Consider the following 15901-nt stretch of genomic DNA (forward strand, 5'->3'; position numbering starts at 1 on the left):
TAGATATTATGGCCAGGATGTTTCCAAAGCAGGAATCACCATCAGCTCAGGTACTACACTGTCGGTGTTATTTTGCAATAACTGTTTAATTTGGATAGCCACGTTCTTTGGATCCTGAAGCACCTCAGGGTTAATATCCGGAAAACGATCCAATAAGAAAGGAGTGCGCATTCCACCTGCAATTAAACCGGTAACTCTAACCCCAACTTTACGAGCTTCTGTAAACAGCGCTTGTGTAAAGCCTCTTAGGCCCCATTTACTTGCGTGATAAACAGAAGCTTCTGTCCACGCTCTTAAAGCTGCTGTAGATATAATATTAATAATATACCCACTTTTTTGTTCGCCCATTACGGCTAAACCAAACTTTGATGTTAAAAACGGACCTCGTAAGTTAACTTTCATTGCCGCGTCCCACTCGGATACTTCAAGTTCTGTAATTGCTTTTGTGAAATCGATCCCCGCATTATTGATCAATACATCAAAGGAGCCATATTCCTGTTTAATCTCGTTGATCACCTGCTCGACACTTTTTTCGTCGCTTAGGTCTAAACGCTTAAACGCAACCTTTTGACCAGCTTTTGTAAGTTCAGCAGCCAGTGATTCTGCCTTTTCAGCCTGAATATCACCAATTACTACAGTCGCACCCGCTTCTGCCAGGGTTGTTGTTATTTCTTTTCCGAGGCCTTGTGCACCTCCGGTTACTAATACAGTTTTTCCTTCTAATGTGTTGTTCATAGTTTTTGCTAATTGCGAAAGCCTCCTGCTTACGCTTTTTTATTTTTTAAAGTATCGGGTTGTTAATATTAGTTGTTTTTGAATGAGTTCCAATTCAGATTCTAGGCAGACTAGGCCGCCTGACTTTTCTTACTAATTTTGATCTTAGGTTGCAGATCGAGGCTGGATTGGTAGTTAGCCATCAGTACGCGTTCGTAAAGGTTACCTGTCATCCTTGCAATGTTCTCCCAGGTGAACATTGAATTCACACGTTTCAGAGAATTAACCTTCATGCTTTGAAGCAATTCTCTGCTTGAAAGTATTTTCTCAGCTTTTTTCGCCAGCGAAGCAGGATCGTTGGGAGCCACAAGGAAGCCGGTTTTACCATCAACAACGCTGTATTTAATACCACCAACTTCAGAACCGATTACAGGAGTTCCGCAGGCCATTGATTCTAACGGAGTAATTCCAAAAGGCTCATACCAGGGAGTGGTTATGAAAATATCAGCTGCAGCATAAAAATACTTCAAAACATTCCTGTTCTTGCGGCCTACAAACGTTACGTTTGCAGCTACACCTTTTTTCTCAGCTAGAGCTTGCAAGCGAGCAATTTCAGGGCAAGCCAGGGGATCAGGCGCATCAGTTTCCCCTCCTACAATAACAAGCCTTACATTTTCTGTAGTACTACAAAGGTATTCCAGCGAGCTGATAACATTGTCTACGCCTTTTCTAGGCACCATTCTTCCTAACTGAAGAAGTATCTTCTCGTTAACATCGAGATTAAGGAACTTACGAGCTGCGATCTTATCCACCGGATAGAATTCCTGCGGACTAAAACCACAAGGTATTACAGTGATCTTCTCGGCTAGTGCCCCGTAAAGGTTAATAAGGTCTTCTCTATCCTGAGGGCATTCAGCAATAATTTTGTCAGCTTTTTGAATGGCCTCTTCTTCAATGAAGAGACGTTCGATGGGGAATTTATCCTGATCTTTCTGATGGATCTTTCTAACTTGTCCAAGGGCATGAAAGGTTACTACAAATGGAATTTCAAGAATTTCTTTAAGCTCCATAGCAACCTTCGCCGACATGAAAAAATTAGCGTGGATGAGGTCGTAAGTGTTCCTCTCAGCGACCATAAATTCAAGCATGCTATTTCTGAATTCAGGCATGTACTGGAGTAGCTCCTCCTTTGCCACAAACGCAACAGGGCCAGCTTTAACATGGATCACCCTGATTCCAGGCAGCCAGTTTACTACTTCCGGTAACTCCGCATTATCCCAGCGGGTGAAAATATCAACGAGATGATCTGTCTTTGCAAGGAATTTAGCTAATTCGGCCACATATACATTTTGTCCTCCACTATCTACTCCCCCCAGCGTCGCCAAAGGAGATGCATGCTCACTAATAAAAGCAATTTTCTTCTTCATGTTTTTCAATATTTAGATCAACACCTGAAATCCTCTAGGCTTCGGATTCGATGTATACAGGTCTTTTTTGTGAAGCTGTGCGGCTTATTACCTGATTAAAAGTTTCTTCCCAGTCGCGGGCAAACCGGCTTATATTAAATCGGTCTTGCGCAATCTTCTGTCCTTCCGCACCTAATTGTTTTGCCAAACCCGGGTTTTTCAAAAGCTCATTCATTTTATCAGCCAAATAATTTATATCTGTATGAACATATCCTGAAACACCGTTTTGAATCACAGTTACCAATTCCGTTGTTGCCAACCCTACTACAGGTATACCCATGGTCATAGCTTCGCAAATTGAAAGTCCAAGACTTGTGTACCGTATCGGGTTAAAGAAAAAGCGGTATTGACTTATAAATTCCGGCAGTTGCTGATGTTTAACTTCTCCAAGGCCAAGTTCTTCAGCTCCCATCCCTACTAAATCAAGCGGAACTCTTTTCTTGAGCTCTAGAAAAACATCCAGACCCAAGCGGCGACCTCGTTTTTGTATATTGTTGATTACTACTATCCCTTTCTCCAACTCACCCGTATAAGTAGCTTTCGGAGCAACTACACCGTGGTCTATAACTCTCGTAGGTGTGCGATTGTTTTCCCACATTAAATTATTAAAGTGAGTTACGTGAACAATAAGCATATTGGGATCATCAACAGGATGCTTAGTATCAGTCGGAACTTCACGTGGAGGATCATGCTCCAGGTATATTTTAGGTAGTTCTCTTTGCTCTGCAGTGAAAATCTCGAACTGATCTTTAAGGTAGTTTTTGTGGGATTGAAATAGTATACAATCGAATTGAAGGTTTTTTACTTCCTCAACAGGAACTTCATGGACATTTTCCCCAAAAGGAAAAGTTGTTCCTTTGCCGTAATACCCTTCTGATTTATCTTCTTTAGTTGGAATATACAGATCGTAATTCCCTTGTGATAAGTAATATAAATAGGTTCCGTGAATGTGCCAGGTGAATATCTTTGGACGTTTTTCTCTAGAATTATTGATCAGTGTGTTTTGCATAAGTATCTGTTGATAGTACACTCATAACACTACTGTGGCTTTAAGAGTTTAAAAAATGAAGCAATTTTTCTTCACAATGCAAAATTTATGAACAAAAAAGAGTATAAATACTGGTTCGCATTACCTTAAAAAGACGTTTATAATTAAAAAAATAAAGGCTCTTGAAAGAAAAAGTCCTTCTAAATTTCTTCAAATTTAATTCCTAACTCTTTCAACAGAATTGAGGCATTGAACGTTTTACACTCACCTTTCTTAATCTTATAATCGAAAAGCATTTCATTGTTCCTTACCTGAATATCGAAATAGAAATTTCTAATATAGCCCGGGTACTCATCTTCCAGTCTTGCAATCTGAAGGTCGTGGGTGGCCACTACACCCACAGCCTTTTCAGAAACCAGACGTTCTATTATGGCTTTTGATCCAAGATACTTGTCTACAGAATTTGTCCCTCTTAACATCTCATCTATCATAAAATAGACTTTGGAATTATTGCTGAGTGTTTCCAATAAAAGTCTCAGTCTATCTAACTCCGCCTTAAAGGTCGAAGTACTTTCATTTAAGGAATCTTTAATTCTCATGTAGGTGAAGATTAACACATTACTCACTGTGACCTTCCTGGCACATACAGGTGCACCTGCTAAAGCTAATACACTATTTATACCGAGCGTTCTCAAAAAGGTGCTTTTCCCTGCCATATTTGACCCAGTGATTATATCTATCTTGAATTCATCATCCAATTGAAAATCATTTAAAACGCGTTTACTTTCCTCAAGCAAAGGATGTCCCAAGTCCTGTGCGCAATACGTATAACCATCGCCGTCGCTAATAACAGGAAAACTCCAATCAGGATAATTCAGATGAAGGCCAGCAATTGAGACTAAGGCCTCTAACGTAGCAAGGTCATCAAAAACCTGTTCTACGCTTTCGCGATTATCACGCTTCCACTTTTCAATAGCTATAATTTGCCTTAGGTCCCAGGCAAAAAGAAAATTCAGTACCGGACCTACAAATATGTTAAAGCGATATTCCAGCTTCCCAGCTAACCCAGAAAGTTCTCTAAACCTTTTATGAAAAACTCTTTCCTTATTAGCCTTCAAACTTAAGGTTCTTATATATTCTGTATTAAACGTCTCTTCCTCTACTCTTTCAAAAGCTTCAGCGTAATGGTACAATACCTTTCCTGCCTTCCCCACCAGTTGATCCGCACGATTTACCTTTGTCGCATTTAATAAAACTAACGTAATATTTATAAGTCCGGAAAGAATAGCGAGTGTTGTAAAAACAGGATGAAAATAAGCAGCAAGAATAAAAGTGGAAGTGGCCCACCCCGTAATTGCAATATAATTAATAATAAATGGTGAAATTGGTTCCAGGGGAGTATTAAGATAAACCAGCAACTTAGCAACCTCATTATCCTTATCCTCTCGGGCAAATATCAACTTCGCCTTAAACTCCTGCATCCACTCTTTCTTTGATGCAAGCTCCTTCAGTGCTTCTTGTCTTAAAAGTATTTCACTTGTTGAAGCCCTCTCCTTCAGCCAGTTGGAGAGCTTGCTATTTCCCGGGATGGTTGCACAACGATTTAAGAGATTATAAAGAGAGGCTTTTCCAAATATATCAAGGTCTGAAGTGTAAACGTGGAAATCATCAACAAAGGTCGCTCCGTCACTATAGATATTTTTTTGATTGATAACACACTCCACCTCATTCTGATTAACAATCTTCAAATTCAAATAGAAAGCCTTCATCTTTTCGAACCTGGCCTGTCTGCTTACGAGAAATGCAAAAGCAATTATCCCTGACAGCAATGAAAGCTCGGTCAGAACTACACTTTCGGCCTGGACAGATTCATATATTGCAGCAATGACCCCGGCAATGACAAAAAGCCGGAGAAATGAATAAGTATTAACCAATTTTGCAAAGTGTAGAGCACTCTTTTCTGCCTTATCTATTTGCTCCTTATAAAAATTAATAGAAGATGTTGAATTCATGTTCACGTATCAGGGATAGTGCCGCTACAAATGTCTAATTTATTACAGAAAATCTGCGCTGAATATTTTACTACTGTTTACCTTCGCTAAATATCGTCTCGTTTCGGCGGGCGTAATAGACGAAAGTAACATATGGAATATAGATTAGGAGAATTTGTACGGTTTGTTGAAGAAAAACGCGAGGGTTATATTACACGTATCATAAACGATGAAATGATAGGCGTAACCGGAGATGATGATTTTGAAATTCCGGTTTTAGCGAGTAAAGTTACTCGTGTTTATGGACGGATGGAAGAAGGTGTGGAAAGCCAGGTGGTTGCAGAAAAACCCATCAAGCCTGAAGATTTCATAGCAAAAGGTATTCACCTCGCAGTGGTCACAGATCCTAATAAAGGCTCTGTAGTTCATTTCCATGTAATAAATGAAACCTCATATCAACTTCTTTTATCCTTTAGCACGGAGAAAGATGCAAAACAGAGGGGCTTCTACGCAGGTATTCTTCAAGGGTATTCAACTGTAAAGGTGTATACGGCAAGCTTACCGGAGCTCAGCAATTGGCCTGGCTTTCAGTTCCAGGTAAGTTACTATAGCACCCAGGAAACAACGCTTCCAAAGCCACTGGTAATTAAAGAAAAATTTAATGCTAAAGACTTTTCAGGGAGCAAAAAGCAGGTACCTCTTATGAAACAACAAGGTTGGATGATAAGGCTTGACGAAGAGGAATTAATAGTAGATGCAGAAAAACTTAAAGAAAGTTTCTTTAAGCCATCGGTAGAAAAAAAGGAAATAGCCAAGCCTGCAAAAGAAGTTGATCTGCACATTGAAAAATTACGTGAAGATTATCAGTTTTTAAGTAATCGAGAAATGTTGAAAGTACAAATGGATCACTTTAAAAAAGCTTTAGACGCAGCTATTGTTCATAAACTTCCTTCTATAATCTTTATTCATGGCGTTGGCAATGGCACTCTTCGGCATGAAATTCAGAAGGTGGTCAGTAAACATCAGCAGGTAAAAACGTTTATGGATGCACATAAGGAAAAGTTTGGGTATGGTGCCACAGAAGTTGTTTTGAAGTAGACCGCGTTATTAATAATTACAGTTTCACCATCTATAAATTTAATTAATCTGTGAAAATATCCTCAGTAGAAATTTATCGCTTCAGCATACCTATGGTTCCATTTTCAATCGCTACGGGAACCATGGATTATGCTCAAAACATTTTTATTCGGGTACAAACAGACAAAAACATTTATGGAGTTGGTGAGTGTTCTGCCTTCCCTATGATAGTTGGCGAAACACAGGATACCTGCCTTGCTATGGCTAAAGAGTTTTCAGGTCTATGGATAGGAAAAGACCCTTTAGACATTAAAGAGCGTCTACTAGAGTTAGATTTATTTACAGCAAAAAACTCGACTATAAAAAGTGCCTTTGATATGGCACTTTATGATTTGGCAGCCAAGGATGCAGGAAAGCCGCTTTATCAGTATTTAGGAGGAACTCCCAGAAAAGTAGAGACAGACATAACCATAGGTATAGATACACCCGGGCATATGGCGAAACAGGCTTTGAATTTTGTATCGAATGGAGCCAGGATCCTAAAGGTGAAGCTAGGGAAGAATGCTGAGGAAGACATTTTAAGGATCAAAAGCATACGAGAAGCAATAGGTTCTGGAATAATGATCAGGATTGATGCGAACCAGGGATGGGAACCGGCAGAGGTAAAGCATATCTTACAGGAATTAGCAGTTTATAACATAGAATTTTGTGAACAACCACTGCGAAGCTGGTATGACGACCTTCTGCCCGAACTTGTAGCAACCTCTCCTATCGCTATAATGGTTGATGAAAGCTGTTATAATCATCATGACGCAAGAAGACTAATGAAACAGAAAGCTTGTAATTCCATCAACATTAAATTTTCTAAATCAGGCGGCATCTCTGAAGCAATGGAGATCTATAACCTTGCCACAGAAATGAGTGTACCTTGTATGATTGGAGGCATGCTCGAAAGCAGGATAGCCTTAAGTGCTAAACTCCATTTTGCTTATGCCTGTCCTCAAATTAACTATTTTGATCTGGATACCTGCTTACTCGGTCATTTGGAAGATCCTTGTATCGGAGGAGCTGTATATAGCAATTACCACCTTAGTATTAATGACAATCCAGGAATAGGCGCAGATGCATCCGAAACCTTTTTGAAAAACTGTGAATTAGTTAAAATTTGCTAGAAAGCTACGATGCAGAAGGATTTAAACGGGGAGAATGGCGAAGTACAGATCGGATCGAACGGACTTTCTCTGTGAGGAATGACGAGCCCTTCTCTTTAAAATCCCGCACATCTTCTGCACTTAGCTTATAGGTAACTTCAGATAAAGATCCCTGTCCATTCACTATGAACAGATACAGTGAGCCTTTACGTTCATAAAGGATAAACTCCCAATTTTCTCTTAGAACTTCTACCATCTAGCGGAATAAAGAAATGTGTTAAGCGAGGATGACAAGCCAATCCATTAATACGATTAAAGGGAACATTTGTTACAAAACGGAGCTTTACAAAAAAGGCCCGAAATATTTCGAGCCTTAAAAATTCATTTATAAACTGAGTATGAACAGCTTACCCCAAACTAACTTCAAGTAATTCTGAATAAAAATCTTTAATAGTTCTACCTATTGCCCTTACTTGTTGAGGAATAATACTATTCTCGGTTTGACCAGGAACCGTGTTCACCTCAATAAAATAAAAGTCATTTGTTCCTTCCTCTAGAATATAATCAATGCGTACTACTCCGTTGCAATTCAGCTTTTTGTAAGCTCCTTCAACAATCCGCTCTACTCGCGCCTTCTCGTCATCAGACATGCGTCCCGGTGTAATTTCTTCAGAAACCCCTGTAGTATATTTTGCTTCAAAGTCAAAGAACTCTTTAGAACTAATAATCTCTGTAGCAGGTAGCACCTTTATTCCATCTCTGCCTTTATAAATCCCGATAGTAAACTCTCTTCCTTTAATAAACTCTTCTACAAGCACTTGAGAATCTTCGGCAAAAGCTTTATTTAAGGCTTCAGGCAACTCCTCGGCTGTCTTAACCTTGCTCATACCAATACTACTACCACCATTATTAGGCTTTACAAATACAGGTAACTTTAGATTGGAAAGTACCTCCTCAGCCGCCTGTGGATTATTCCCGAAAAGCTGTACGGACTTCGCAATGTTTAATTCAGGTACACCATTTACAACCGCTTTGGTGTACCCTTTATTCATGGTTATGGCAGAAGTTAAGGCATCACAAGTATTATAAGGAATATTTAAAAGATCAAAATAGCCCTGGAGTTTTCCATCCTCGCCCGGAGAACCATGAAGTCCAATAAATACCCCGTCAAATGTAGTTCTGCTTCCGTTTATATTGATTGAGAAATCATTTTTATCAACAAAAGTCCGACCTGTTTCATCCTCATAATACCAGCCGTCTTTGTCAACTATAATTTTATAAACGTTAAATTTATCTCTATCTAAATTCTTATCAATAACAGCTGCACTTTTTAAAGAGATCACCGACTCGTTGGTAAGTCCGCCTGTTACAAGAGCTATTGTTTTCTTCATAATGGCAAAGATACTGGAATTTGTGACTTAAGAATTATGATTTACGATTGCATCGAGCTGCCAACTTCCAGCTAAAATCCAAACAATATATTCTGACCTCCCAACAACAAGTCGAACACTACAACTCTAAACTTATTTATTAATTTTGCATTATGGATCAAACGTCTCAGCTAACTGAGTTTGGTAAGATTTTTATCTTTTTATTAATTGGGATACTTCTGGTGTGCGGTACCCTCTTCTTGTCAAAGGTGCTTGCCCCAGACAAACCGACACCACTTAAACTTACGTCTTACGAATGTGGAGAAGAACCTACGGGTAACTCCTGGGTTCAGTTCAACTCACGTTTCTATGTGATAGCGCTTATATTTCTTCTGTTCGATGTGGAGATGATATTCATTTTCCCATGGACAACCGTATTCGGGCAGAAATCATTGCTGGCTGCAGAGCCAATGTGGGGTTGGTTAACTCTAATTGAAATGTTCGTTTTTGTAGGAATCCTTATTATTGGATTGGTATATGTTTGGAAAAGAGGAGATCTGGACTGGATTAAACCCGAACAAAAAATTCCGCATGTTGATGTAGCAATACCGAGGTCGGTTTACGATCGTATTAATAACGAAAAATACCCAGTGAAAGCCTTTAGCCTGGAGGTCCCAAAAACAGAACCTGAAGAAGATACTTCAGCAGTAGCAACAACTAATCCGAAACCGGGTTTCAAACCAACTTTCAGAAAAGGATAAGAATATGAGTCTCGACAATATGCAACAAGATGGCGGAGTGATCGTCACTAAGGTGGACGACCTGTTGAACTGGGCTCGTCTCTCTTCTCTTTGGCCTGTAAGTTTTGGTATTGCCTGTTGTGCTATCGAAATGATGGGCTCAATGGCATCGACCTACGACCTGGACCGCTTTGGTGTTTTTCCTCGTCCCTCTCCGCGTCAGTCTGACGTGATTATTATCGCCGGAACAGTTACATTCAAAATGGCCGAGAGGATTAAAAGATTATATGAGCAGATGCCGGAACCAAAGTATGTAATATCAATGGGCTCCTGCTCTAATTGTGGTGGACCTTACTGGCAGCACGGATACCATGTGGTTAAAGGAGTTGACCGTATAATCCCGGTCGATGTGTATGTACAGGGCTGCCCTCCGCGTCCTGAGGCCCTTATAGGGAGTATCCTGGAACTTCAAAAAAAGATTCAGGAAGAAAGCATTTTGACTTCCAAGTAAGTGTCCATTATCTCATTCGATTCGTATTTTTCACAGATTTAGGCTAAACTTGCAGCTATGAAAGCTTTTTATGGCGACTTACGTGTAGGTGTTCTGGGTGGTGGTCAACTTGGCCGGATGCTGATTCAGCAGGCTATCAACTACAATGTAAATATTCGCGTCTTGGATCCCGATCCTGAAGCTCCGTGCAAAAAGATGTGCGAGAAGTTTGTTCAGGGATCTTTAACTGATTTTGATACAGTTTATAATTTTGGTAAGCAATGTGACCTTATAACCATTGAGATTGAAAAGGTTAACGTTGATGCATTACAAAAACTGGAAGATGAAGGTGTTATTGTTTACCCACAGCCTCGTATCCTTCGTTTAATTCAGGATAAAGGGTTGCAAAAAGAATTCTTCAAACAAAACAATATCCCAACAGCTCCCTTCCAGCTAGTATCAAATAAAGAAGCACTTAAAAATGCTACTTTAAATTTCCCCTACATCCAGAAACTGCGTAAGGATGGTTATGATGGAAAAGGTGTATTTAAAGTAAGATCAGAAGCAGATTTCGAAAACGCTTTTGAAGCTCCAAGCCTTATCGAAGAATGGGTTGACTTCGAAAAAGAAGTTTCGGTGATCGTGGCACGTAATGAAAAGGGCGATATAAAAACATTCCCGCTGGTGGAAATGGAGTTTAATCCTGAAGCAAATCTGGTCGAGTTCCTTATTTCGCCATCTACTCTTCCTATTGAGATTCAGAAACAGGCCGAACAGCTTGCAATTCAAATAGCAGAGACTTTTAAAATATGCGGACTGCTAGCGGTTGAAATGTTCCTAACAAAGGATGGACAACTGTTAGTGAATGAACTGGCGCCGCGCCCACACAACAGCGGACATCAAACGATAGAGGGAAATCGGGTTTCTCAGTTTGAACAGCATATGAGGGCTGTATTCAACCTTCCTCTTGGTGATACTTCTCCAATTGGAAATGCAGTGATGATTAATCTGCTTGGAGAAAAAGGTTACGAAGGCTTAGCTGATTATGAAGGCATGGGCGAAATCCTCAAGCATGAAGGTGTATATGTTCACCTCTATGGGAAGAAGTTCACTAAGCCATTCAGAAAAATGGGACACGTAACAGTGGTAGCTGAAGATCGGGAGCAAGCTATTTCTAAAGCCCGATTTGTTCAGCAAACCTTAAAGGTTAAAGTATAGCAGAAATTAACAAGATACATGAAAGTAGGCATAATAATGGGCAGCAAATCAGATTTACCTGTAATGCAGGATGCTGCTGATGCATTAAAAGAATTAGGTGTTGATTACGAAATAACAGTTGTTTCAGCTCATCGTACACCTGAAAGGATGTTTGAATATGCAAAGACAGCGGCAGACAGAGGGCTTAAGGTGATCATTGCAGGTGCCGGTGGCGCAGCTCATCTGCCTGGAATGGTAGCCTCTATTACTCATTTACCAGTAATTGGGGTTCCTGTCAAATCATCTAATTCAATCGATGGCTGGGATTCTATTCTATCCATCCTACAAATGCCTAACGGTATACCTGTTGCTACCGTTGCTCTGAACGCAGCAAAAAATGCTGGTCTTTTAGCAGCGCAAATCCTTGGAACATCCAATGAGGCTTTAGCTCAGCGATTGAAAGATTACAAGGAGTCTTTGAAGAAAAAGATTGAGGAAACAGCAAAAGAACTGGAAGCCCAGGCGAAATAGATTAAAAGGGCCAAACTGAAATAGAGATAAGCCGGACAGAGACTATAGTGATCTTTGTCCGGCTTTTATAATTTTTATCACTCCTTACTTTTCCATGATTGTTATCTGACCAGAGCGTCTTACATTAACAACACTTATAATAGAATTAACAAGAATGATCGTAGCAATAATTGGAGCAACCCGATTGGTAGGATCAGCTATTGTTAAAATCTATAATGCGTACTATTTTTTGACAAAATAAACTGAAATAGACATGAAGGTAGAAATATGGTCTGATGTAGTGTGTCCGTTCTGCTACATCGGTAAAAGAAAGTTTGAACAGGCACTTGACAATTTCGCTGGTAAAGATAACGTGGAGATCATTTGGAAAAGCTTTCAATTAGATCCTACTACTAAATCCGCTCCCGGCGTTTCTGTGATTGAGAACCTGGCTGAGAAAAAGGGGATCAGCTTTGAGCATTCAGAAAAGATGCACGAGAATGTAACACAATCTGCTGCTGAAGTCGGACTTGAGTATAACTTCGATAAGGCCATAATAGCGAATACGATAAAAGCACATCAACTTACTCATTTCGCCGCTAAATATTACTTACAAGATGCTGCAGAGGAAGCGCTCTTCAAAGCCTACTTCACTGAAGGAAAAGATATTGGTGATATTGAAACACTGGTAGCTTTAGCAGAGGAGCTTGGTCTGAACAAAGAGGAAGCGAGGAAAGCCCTGGATAATAATAATTATATCACTGATGTTAAGAAAGACCTGGAAGAAGCGCAACAATTAGGTGTAAGAGGAGTTCCTTTCTTTGTTTTTAACAGACAATTTGCTGTTTCAGGCGCACAACCCACCGAGGTATTTGCTGACGTTCTTGCAAAAGTAGCACAGGAAGAATCTCAGCTTAAAGAGGTAATAACCGGGGACAGCTGTGACGTTGACGGCAGCTGTGATTAAAAAATCAAATGGTCTTAACTAGCAGGGCTCAGTTTTCGAACTAAGCCCTGCTAGTTTATTAATAGTCTATCTACTATTGAAGTAATAGTAGAACAAAGCCTTCACAATTTGCGACATAGGCTTTATTCCATTTATCCATGCAGATATATCCGACTTATTAATCCCAGTATCAAAGGCTATTTGCTTTATCCTTACCTCTTTATCCAACATCTGCTGTTCAATCCATTGAGGTGTTACTTTAGCCGTAGGAGATTCAAAATATTCCTGCGCCTTAACATTAAGCTTTATTGAACCAGGAACTACCTTATCGAATACTTCATGGGCCCTCTTTATAAGAGTTCGCTGATTAGCGTAATTTCCAGAAGAATTTTGCTCTTGCTCCACTAAAACCGCAAGCTCTCCTTCATCGGCTTGTTCAATCTCAAAGACGATGTTTGAGAATTTTTTATGCGTGTTTGCAGCTTTATTCAATTGTGATATTTCCTGGTCTGATATAATTCCTTGTAATCTTTCTATACCTTTAATTGCTGTCATACTTAATTTTTCGTTTAAAAGATCTTACCAATAAGTGTCATAAAGGGTTTTTCAGTGAGTTTAATCATCCTTCCCTCTCAATTAATACCTGGCCGCACAAAATAGTTTGAAAATCCATCAAGATCATTTGTGTAACAATTTACAATTCCTTTACAGGACTAGAATTATATATCCGAAACACTATCTAAATTAGCCATTTAAAACTTACCCTCAGGAATGAAAATCAAACACTCTTTATTTGCTCTGCTCCTTTTATCCTCATCCATAAATGCCCAAACTTCCATTCAGCTTTCTTCTTCTGAAATAAAGTTACAATTGGAAAAATTGAATGTGACTGGCAGCGTACTTTACATTGCTGCTCACCCAGACGATGAAAATACACGTCTCTTATCCTATCTATCATCGGAAAGAAAAGTAAGAACTGGTTATTTATCTCTTACCAGGGGCGATGGCGGCCAGAACCTGATCGGATCAGAGCAGGCGGAACAACTAGGACTTATTCGCACCCAGGAACTTTTAGCAGCCAGGCGAATTGATGGCGCAGAACAGTTCTTTACAAGGGCAAATGATTTTGGATTTTCCAAAACATCAGAAGAAACGTTTAAGATCTGGAATAAAGAGCAAATACTGGCAGACGTAGTTTGGGTAATCAGAAAGTTTCAGCCAGACGTTATCATTACGAGGTTTCCGGGTGATGCAAGAGCGGGGCACGGGCATCATGCAGCGTCTTCTCTTTTAGCACAGGAGGCATTCCTGGCTGCAGCAGATCCTAAACGATTCCCTGAGCAATTGAAAAACGTTCAGCCCTGGAAAACAAAGAGGATCTACTGGAACACCTTCAATTTCGGCGGAAACAATACTACCGGCGAAGACCAGTTAAAGATTGATGTAGGCGGGTATAATGCCCTGTTGGGGAAATCGTATGGTGAAATTGCCTCCGAAAGTCGTTCCCAGCATAAATCTCAAGGTTTTGGTGTAGCTAAGCAAAGAGGTGAAGCTTATGAATATTTTTCATTATTAAATGGACAATCTGCACAAAAAGATATTCTAGAAGACGTTGATCTAACATGGGGAAGAATTAAGAACGGCAGGGAGATTAGCGATCTGATAAATAAGATCAATCAAAACTACAATATTCAAGCGCCCCAACAATCAGTCCCTGATTTGATAAAACTTCAGTCTTTGCTAACAACAATTAACGATACCAACTTAAAAGACAGAAAGCTAAAGGAGATCACTAATCTCATCCTTGCCGCAGCGGGTATTTGGGTGGAGGCCTACTCTGCACAGCCTTCTGTTTCTATTGGAGAAGATGTTCCGGTACGGGTTCAGGCTATTTCCCGGTTTGATTTAAATCCATCTTTGAGTGTCTCTTTCGATGGGAAAGCAGAGCAAAGTGTCAAACTTGCTGCTAACAAACAGGAAACTACAGAAGGTTTACTTAAGGCCCTGGAACTTAGTCAACCCTATTGGTTAGCCGAAAAACATCCTATCGGAGAATATGTTATTCGCGATAGAGATCTGGTTGGAAATCCCGAGAATCCTAAACCTCTTACCTTAAGTTTTACTTTAAACATCCTAGGTAAAGAGCTTTCATTTCAACGCCCAGTGGTTTATAAGTTTACTGATCCTATTCGAGGTGAAATATATCGCAACTTAGAGGTAAGCCCTCCTGTGATATCAGAAATCCAAAATTCACAATACTTATTTTCTGATAATAAATCCAGAGAGGTTGCTATAAAGTTAAGAGCCTTCAAAGACAATGTCGGGGGAACTCTAATGCCTTCTATTCCAAAAGGATGGGAAATTCAACCTTCCTCTGCTACCTTCAAGCTTGCCAATAAAGGTGATGAAGAAACATTTAGCTTTACTTTGAGTCCTGAAGCAAAGGCAGAATCAGGAAAATTAAGAGCAGAAGTTAAAATTGGCGAGAGCTCTTACAGTAAAACTCTTCATAGTATTCAATACAATCACATACCCACGATCACGTGGTTTCCAGAATCTGAAGCAAACCTAATTAAACTTGACATTAAAACAGAAGGTAAAAACCTGGCTTATATTCCTGGTGCCGGTGATCTCGTTGCTGATGCCCTAAGGCAGATTGGATATACAGTTACTACCTTTACGGTTGCCCAGGCCGCAGCAGCAGACTTGAGCAATTTTGATGCAATTATAACCGGTGTTCGTCTTTATAACATCGAGCCTGAGATGAAACATCTGAATGGTAAACTTTTGAAGTATGTAGAGAACGGCGGTATTTTACTTGTTCAGTATAACGTTAACCAGCCACTAGTAATGAACGCAATTGGCCCATACCCTTTTGCAATTTCAAGGGACAGGGTTACTGAGGAAAATGCTAAGGTGACTATGCTGGATCCTTCGAATAGAATTTTTAACTTTCCAAATAAGATTACGGAAGCAGACTTTCAAAACTGGATTCAGGAAAGGGGTATCTATTATACCACCAACGTTAATGAGAAATACCAATCTTTACTGTCGATGAAAGACACAGGAGAAAAAGAGACAACAGGATCATTAATTGTTACTGGATATGGAAAAGGCCGGTTTGTGTATACAGGTCTCGCCTTCTTCCGTCAACTACCAGCTGGAGTACCAGGGGCCTATCGCTTATTTGTAAACCTGATATCTAAATAAAATGGAAAATAAGGAGGGCTTACCATCATTCATAAGATCATGGAAGCATTT

Annotated in this window: 15 protein-coding genes; 8 read left to right on the top strand and 7 right to left on the bottom strand. The window is 39.8% G+C overall.

Features of this window, described 5'->3' with window-relative positions; translation table 11 throughout:
* Positions 1 to 6 precede the first annotated feature (6 nt).
* The 4 genes from J4N24_RS08250 to J4N24_RS08265 all read right to left on the bottom strand — a co-directional run bounded on the left by J4N24_RS08250 (position 7) and on the right by J4N24_RS08265 (position 5180).
* Entirely contained in the window at positions 7 to 735 is a 729-nt protein-coding gene (locus J4N24_RS08250; protein ID WP_207533196.1) for an SDR family oxidoreductase, read from the bottom strand.
* Positions 736 to 845: 110 nt separating this feature from the next.
* Complete coding sequence (locus J4N24_RS08255; RefSeq protein ID WP_207533197.1) at positions 846 to 2141, bottom strand: glycosyltransferase family 4 protein; 1296 nt, start codon at positions 2139 to 2141, stop codon at positions 846 to 848.
* A gap of 34 nt (positions 2142 to 2175) precedes the next feature.
* The gene (locus J4N24_RS08260; protein ID WP_207533198.1) at positions 2176 to 3189 is read right to left on the bottom strand and encodes a glycosyltransferase family 4 protein; all 1014 of its coding nucleotides are present in this window, start codon (positions 3187 to 3189) and stop codon (positions 2176 to 2178) included.
* Positions 3190 to 3368: 179 nt separating this feature from the next.
* A complete protein-coding gene (locus J4N24_RS08265; RefSeq protein WP_207533199.1) occupies positions 3369 to 5180 on the bottom strand; it encodes a MutS-related protein in 1812 nt (603 codons plus the stop codon).
* Positions 5181 to 5312: 132 nt separating this feature from the next.
* Here J4N24_RS08265 and J4N24_RS08270 point away from each other — a divergent pair, with 132 nt between their 5' ends.
* On the top strand, positions 5313 to 6257 hold the full coding sequence (locus J4N24_RS08270) for a Smr/MutS family protein (protein WP_207533200.1): 945 nt from the start codon (positions 5313 to 5315) through the stop codon (positions 6255 to 6257).
* Between the two features lie 92 nt (positions 6258 to 6349).
* Entirely contained in the window at positions 6350 to 7408 is a 1059-nt protein-coding gene (locus J4N24_RS08275; protein WP_242691564.1) for a dipeptide epimerase, read from the top strand.
* Positions 7409 to 7412: 4 nt separating this feature from the next.
* Here the strand turns inward: J4N24_RS08275 and J4N24_RS08280 are convergent, their stop codons facing one another.
* Together J4N24_RS08280 and J4N24_RS08285 are read right to left on the bottom strand one after the other, a co-directional pair.
* Complete coding sequence (locus J4N24_RS08280) at positions 7413 to 7643, bottom strand: hypothetical protein (protein ID WP_207533202.1); 231 nt, start codon at positions 7641 to 7643, stop codon at positions 7413 to 7415.
* A 151-nt stretch (positions 7644 to 7794) separates the two neighbouring features.
* Positions 7795 to 8778, bottom strand: coding sequence for a D-alanine--D-alanine ligase (locus J4N24_RS08285; protein WP_207533203.1), 984 nt, complete (start codon positions 8776 to 8778; stop codon positions 7795 to 7797).
* A gap of 152 nt (positions 8779 to 8930) precedes the next feature.
* On the opposite strand from J4N24_RS08285, the gene J4N24_RS08290 reads away from it, so the two are divergent.
* The 5 genes from J4N24_RS08290 to J4N24_RS08310 all read left to right on the top strand — a co-directional run bounded on the left by J4N24_RS08290 (position 8931) and on the right by J4N24_RS08310 (position 12661).
* On the top strand, positions 8931 to 9518 hold the full coding sequence (locus tag J4N24_RS08290; RefSeq protein ID WP_207533204.1) for an NADH-quinone oxidoreductase subunit A: 588 nt from the start codon (positions 8931 to 8933) through the stop codon (positions 9516 to 9518).
* A 4-nt stretch (positions 9519 to 9522) separates the two neighbouring features.
* The gene (locus tag J4N24_RS08295) at positions 9523 to 10008 is read left to right on the top strand and encodes an NADH-quinone oxidoreductase subunit B (protein ID WP_207533205.1); all 486 of its coding nucleotides are present in this window, start codon (positions 9523 to 9525) and stop codon (positions 10006 to 10008) included.
* A 57-nt stretch (positions 10009 to 10065) separates the two neighbouring features.
* Positions 10066 to 11205 (top strand): 5-(carboxyamino)imidazole ribonucleotide synthase, encoded by a 1140-nt coding sequence (locus tag J4N24_RS08300; RefSeq protein ID WP_207533206.1) that lies wholly within the window; start codon positions 10066 to 10068, stop codon positions 11203 to 11205.
* 18 nt (positions 11206 to 11223) lie between these two features.
* Complete coding sequence (gene purE / locus J4N24_RS08305) at positions 11224 to 11715, top strand: 5-(carboxyamino)imidazole ribonucleotide mutase (RefSeq protein WP_207533207.1); 492 nt, start codon at positions 11224 to 11226, stop codon at positions 11713 to 11715.
* A 253-nt stretch (positions 11716 to 11968) separates the two neighbouring features.
* Positions 11969 to 12661, top strand: coding sequence for a DsbA family oxidoreductase (locus J4N24_RS08310; protein ID WP_207533208.1), 693 nt, complete (start codon positions 11969 to 11971; stop codon positions 12659 to 12661).
* 66 nt (positions 12662 to 12727) lie between these two features.
* Here the strand turns inward: J4N24_RS08310 and J4N24_RS08315 are convergent, their stop codons facing one another.
* Positions 12728 to 13195 (bottom strand): XRE family transcriptional regulator, encoded by a 468-nt coding sequence (locus J4N24_RS08315; protein WP_207533209.1) that lies wholly within the window; start codon positions 13193 to 13195, stop codon positions 12728 to 12730.
* Between the two features lie 216 nt (positions 13196 to 13411).
* Between J4N24_RS08315 and J4N24_RS08320 the strand changes: the two genes are divergently transcribed.
* Positions 13412 to 15850: a PIG-L family deacetylase gene (locus J4N24_RS08320; RefSeq protein ID WP_207533210.1), complete on the top strand. Its 2439-nt coding sequence runs from the start codon at positions 13412 to 13414 to the stop codon at positions 15848 to 15850.
* Positions 15851 to 15901 lie beyond the last annotated feature (51 nt).

Origin of the sequence: Desertivirga arenae (assembly GCF_017355785.1) — a bacterium.
Lineage (GTDB): Bacteria > Bacteroidota > Bacteroidia > Sphingobacteriales > Sphingobacteriaceae > Desertivirga > Desertivirga arenae.

Excerpts from the sequence above, each read along its gene's own strand:
- J4N24_RS08260 (WP_207533198.1), bottom strand. The coding sequence starts at position 3,189 with ATGCAAAACACACTGATCAATAATTCTAGAGAAAAACGTCCAAAGATA.
- J4N24_RS08270 (WP_207533200.1), top strand. The coding sequence starts at position 5,313 with ATGGAATATAGATTAGGAGAATTTGTACGGTTTGTTGAAGAAAAACGC.
- J4N24_RS08275 (WP_242691564.1), top strand. The coding sequence starts at position 6,350 with ATGGTTCCATTTTCAATCGCTACGGGAACCATGGATTATGCTCAAAAC.
- purE (WP_207533207.1), top strand. The coding sequence starts at position 11,224 with ATGAAAGTAGGCATAATAATGGGCAGCAAATCAGATTTACCTGTAATG.
- J4N24_RS08320 (WP_207533210.1), top strand. The coding sequence starts at position 13,412 with ATGAAAATCAAACACTCTTTATTTGCTCTGCTCCTTTTATCCTCATCC.
- J4N24_RS08280 (WP_207533202.1), bottom strand. The coding sequence starts at position 7,643 with ATGGTAGAAGTTCTAAGAGAAAATTGGGAGTTTATCCTTTATGAACGT.
- J4N24_RS08295 (WP_207533205.1), top strand. The coding sequence starts at position 9,523 with ATGAGTCTCGACAATATGCAACAAGATGGCGGAGTGATCGTCACTAAG.
- J4N24_RS08290 (WP_207533204.1), top strand. The coding sequence starts at position 8,931 with ATGGATCAAACGTCTCAGCTAACTGAGTTTGGTAAGATTTTTATCTTT.
- J4N24_RS08310 (WP_207533208.1), top strand. The coding sequence starts at position 11,969 with ATGAAGGTAGAAATATGGTCTGATGTAGTGTGTCCGTTCTGCTACATC.
- J4N24_RS08265 (WP_207533199.1), bottom strand. The coding sequence starts at position 5,180 with ATGAATTCAACATCTTCTATTAATTTTTATAAGGAGCAAATAGATAAG.
- J4N24_RS08285 (WP_207533203.1), bottom strand. The coding sequence starts at position 8,778 with ATGAAGAAAACAATAGCTCTTGTAACAGGCGGACTTACCAACGAGTCG.
- J4N24_RS08300 (WP_207533206.1), top strand. The coding sequence starts at position 10,066 with ATGAAAGCTTTTTATGGCGACTTACGTGTAGGTGTTCTGGGTGGTGGT.
- J4N24_RS08250 (WP_207533196.1), bottom strand. The coding sequence starts at position 735 with ATGAACAACACATTAGAAGGAAAAACTGTATTAGTAACCGGAGGTGCA.
- J4N24_RS08255 (WP_207533197.1), bottom strand. The coding sequence starts at position 2,141 with ATGAAGAAGAAAATTGCTTTTATTAGTGAGCATGCATCTCCTTTGGCG.
- J4N24_RS08315 (WP_207533209.1), bottom strand. The coding sequence starts at position 13,195 with ATGACAGCAATTAAAGGTATAGAAAGATTACAAGGAATTATATCAGAC.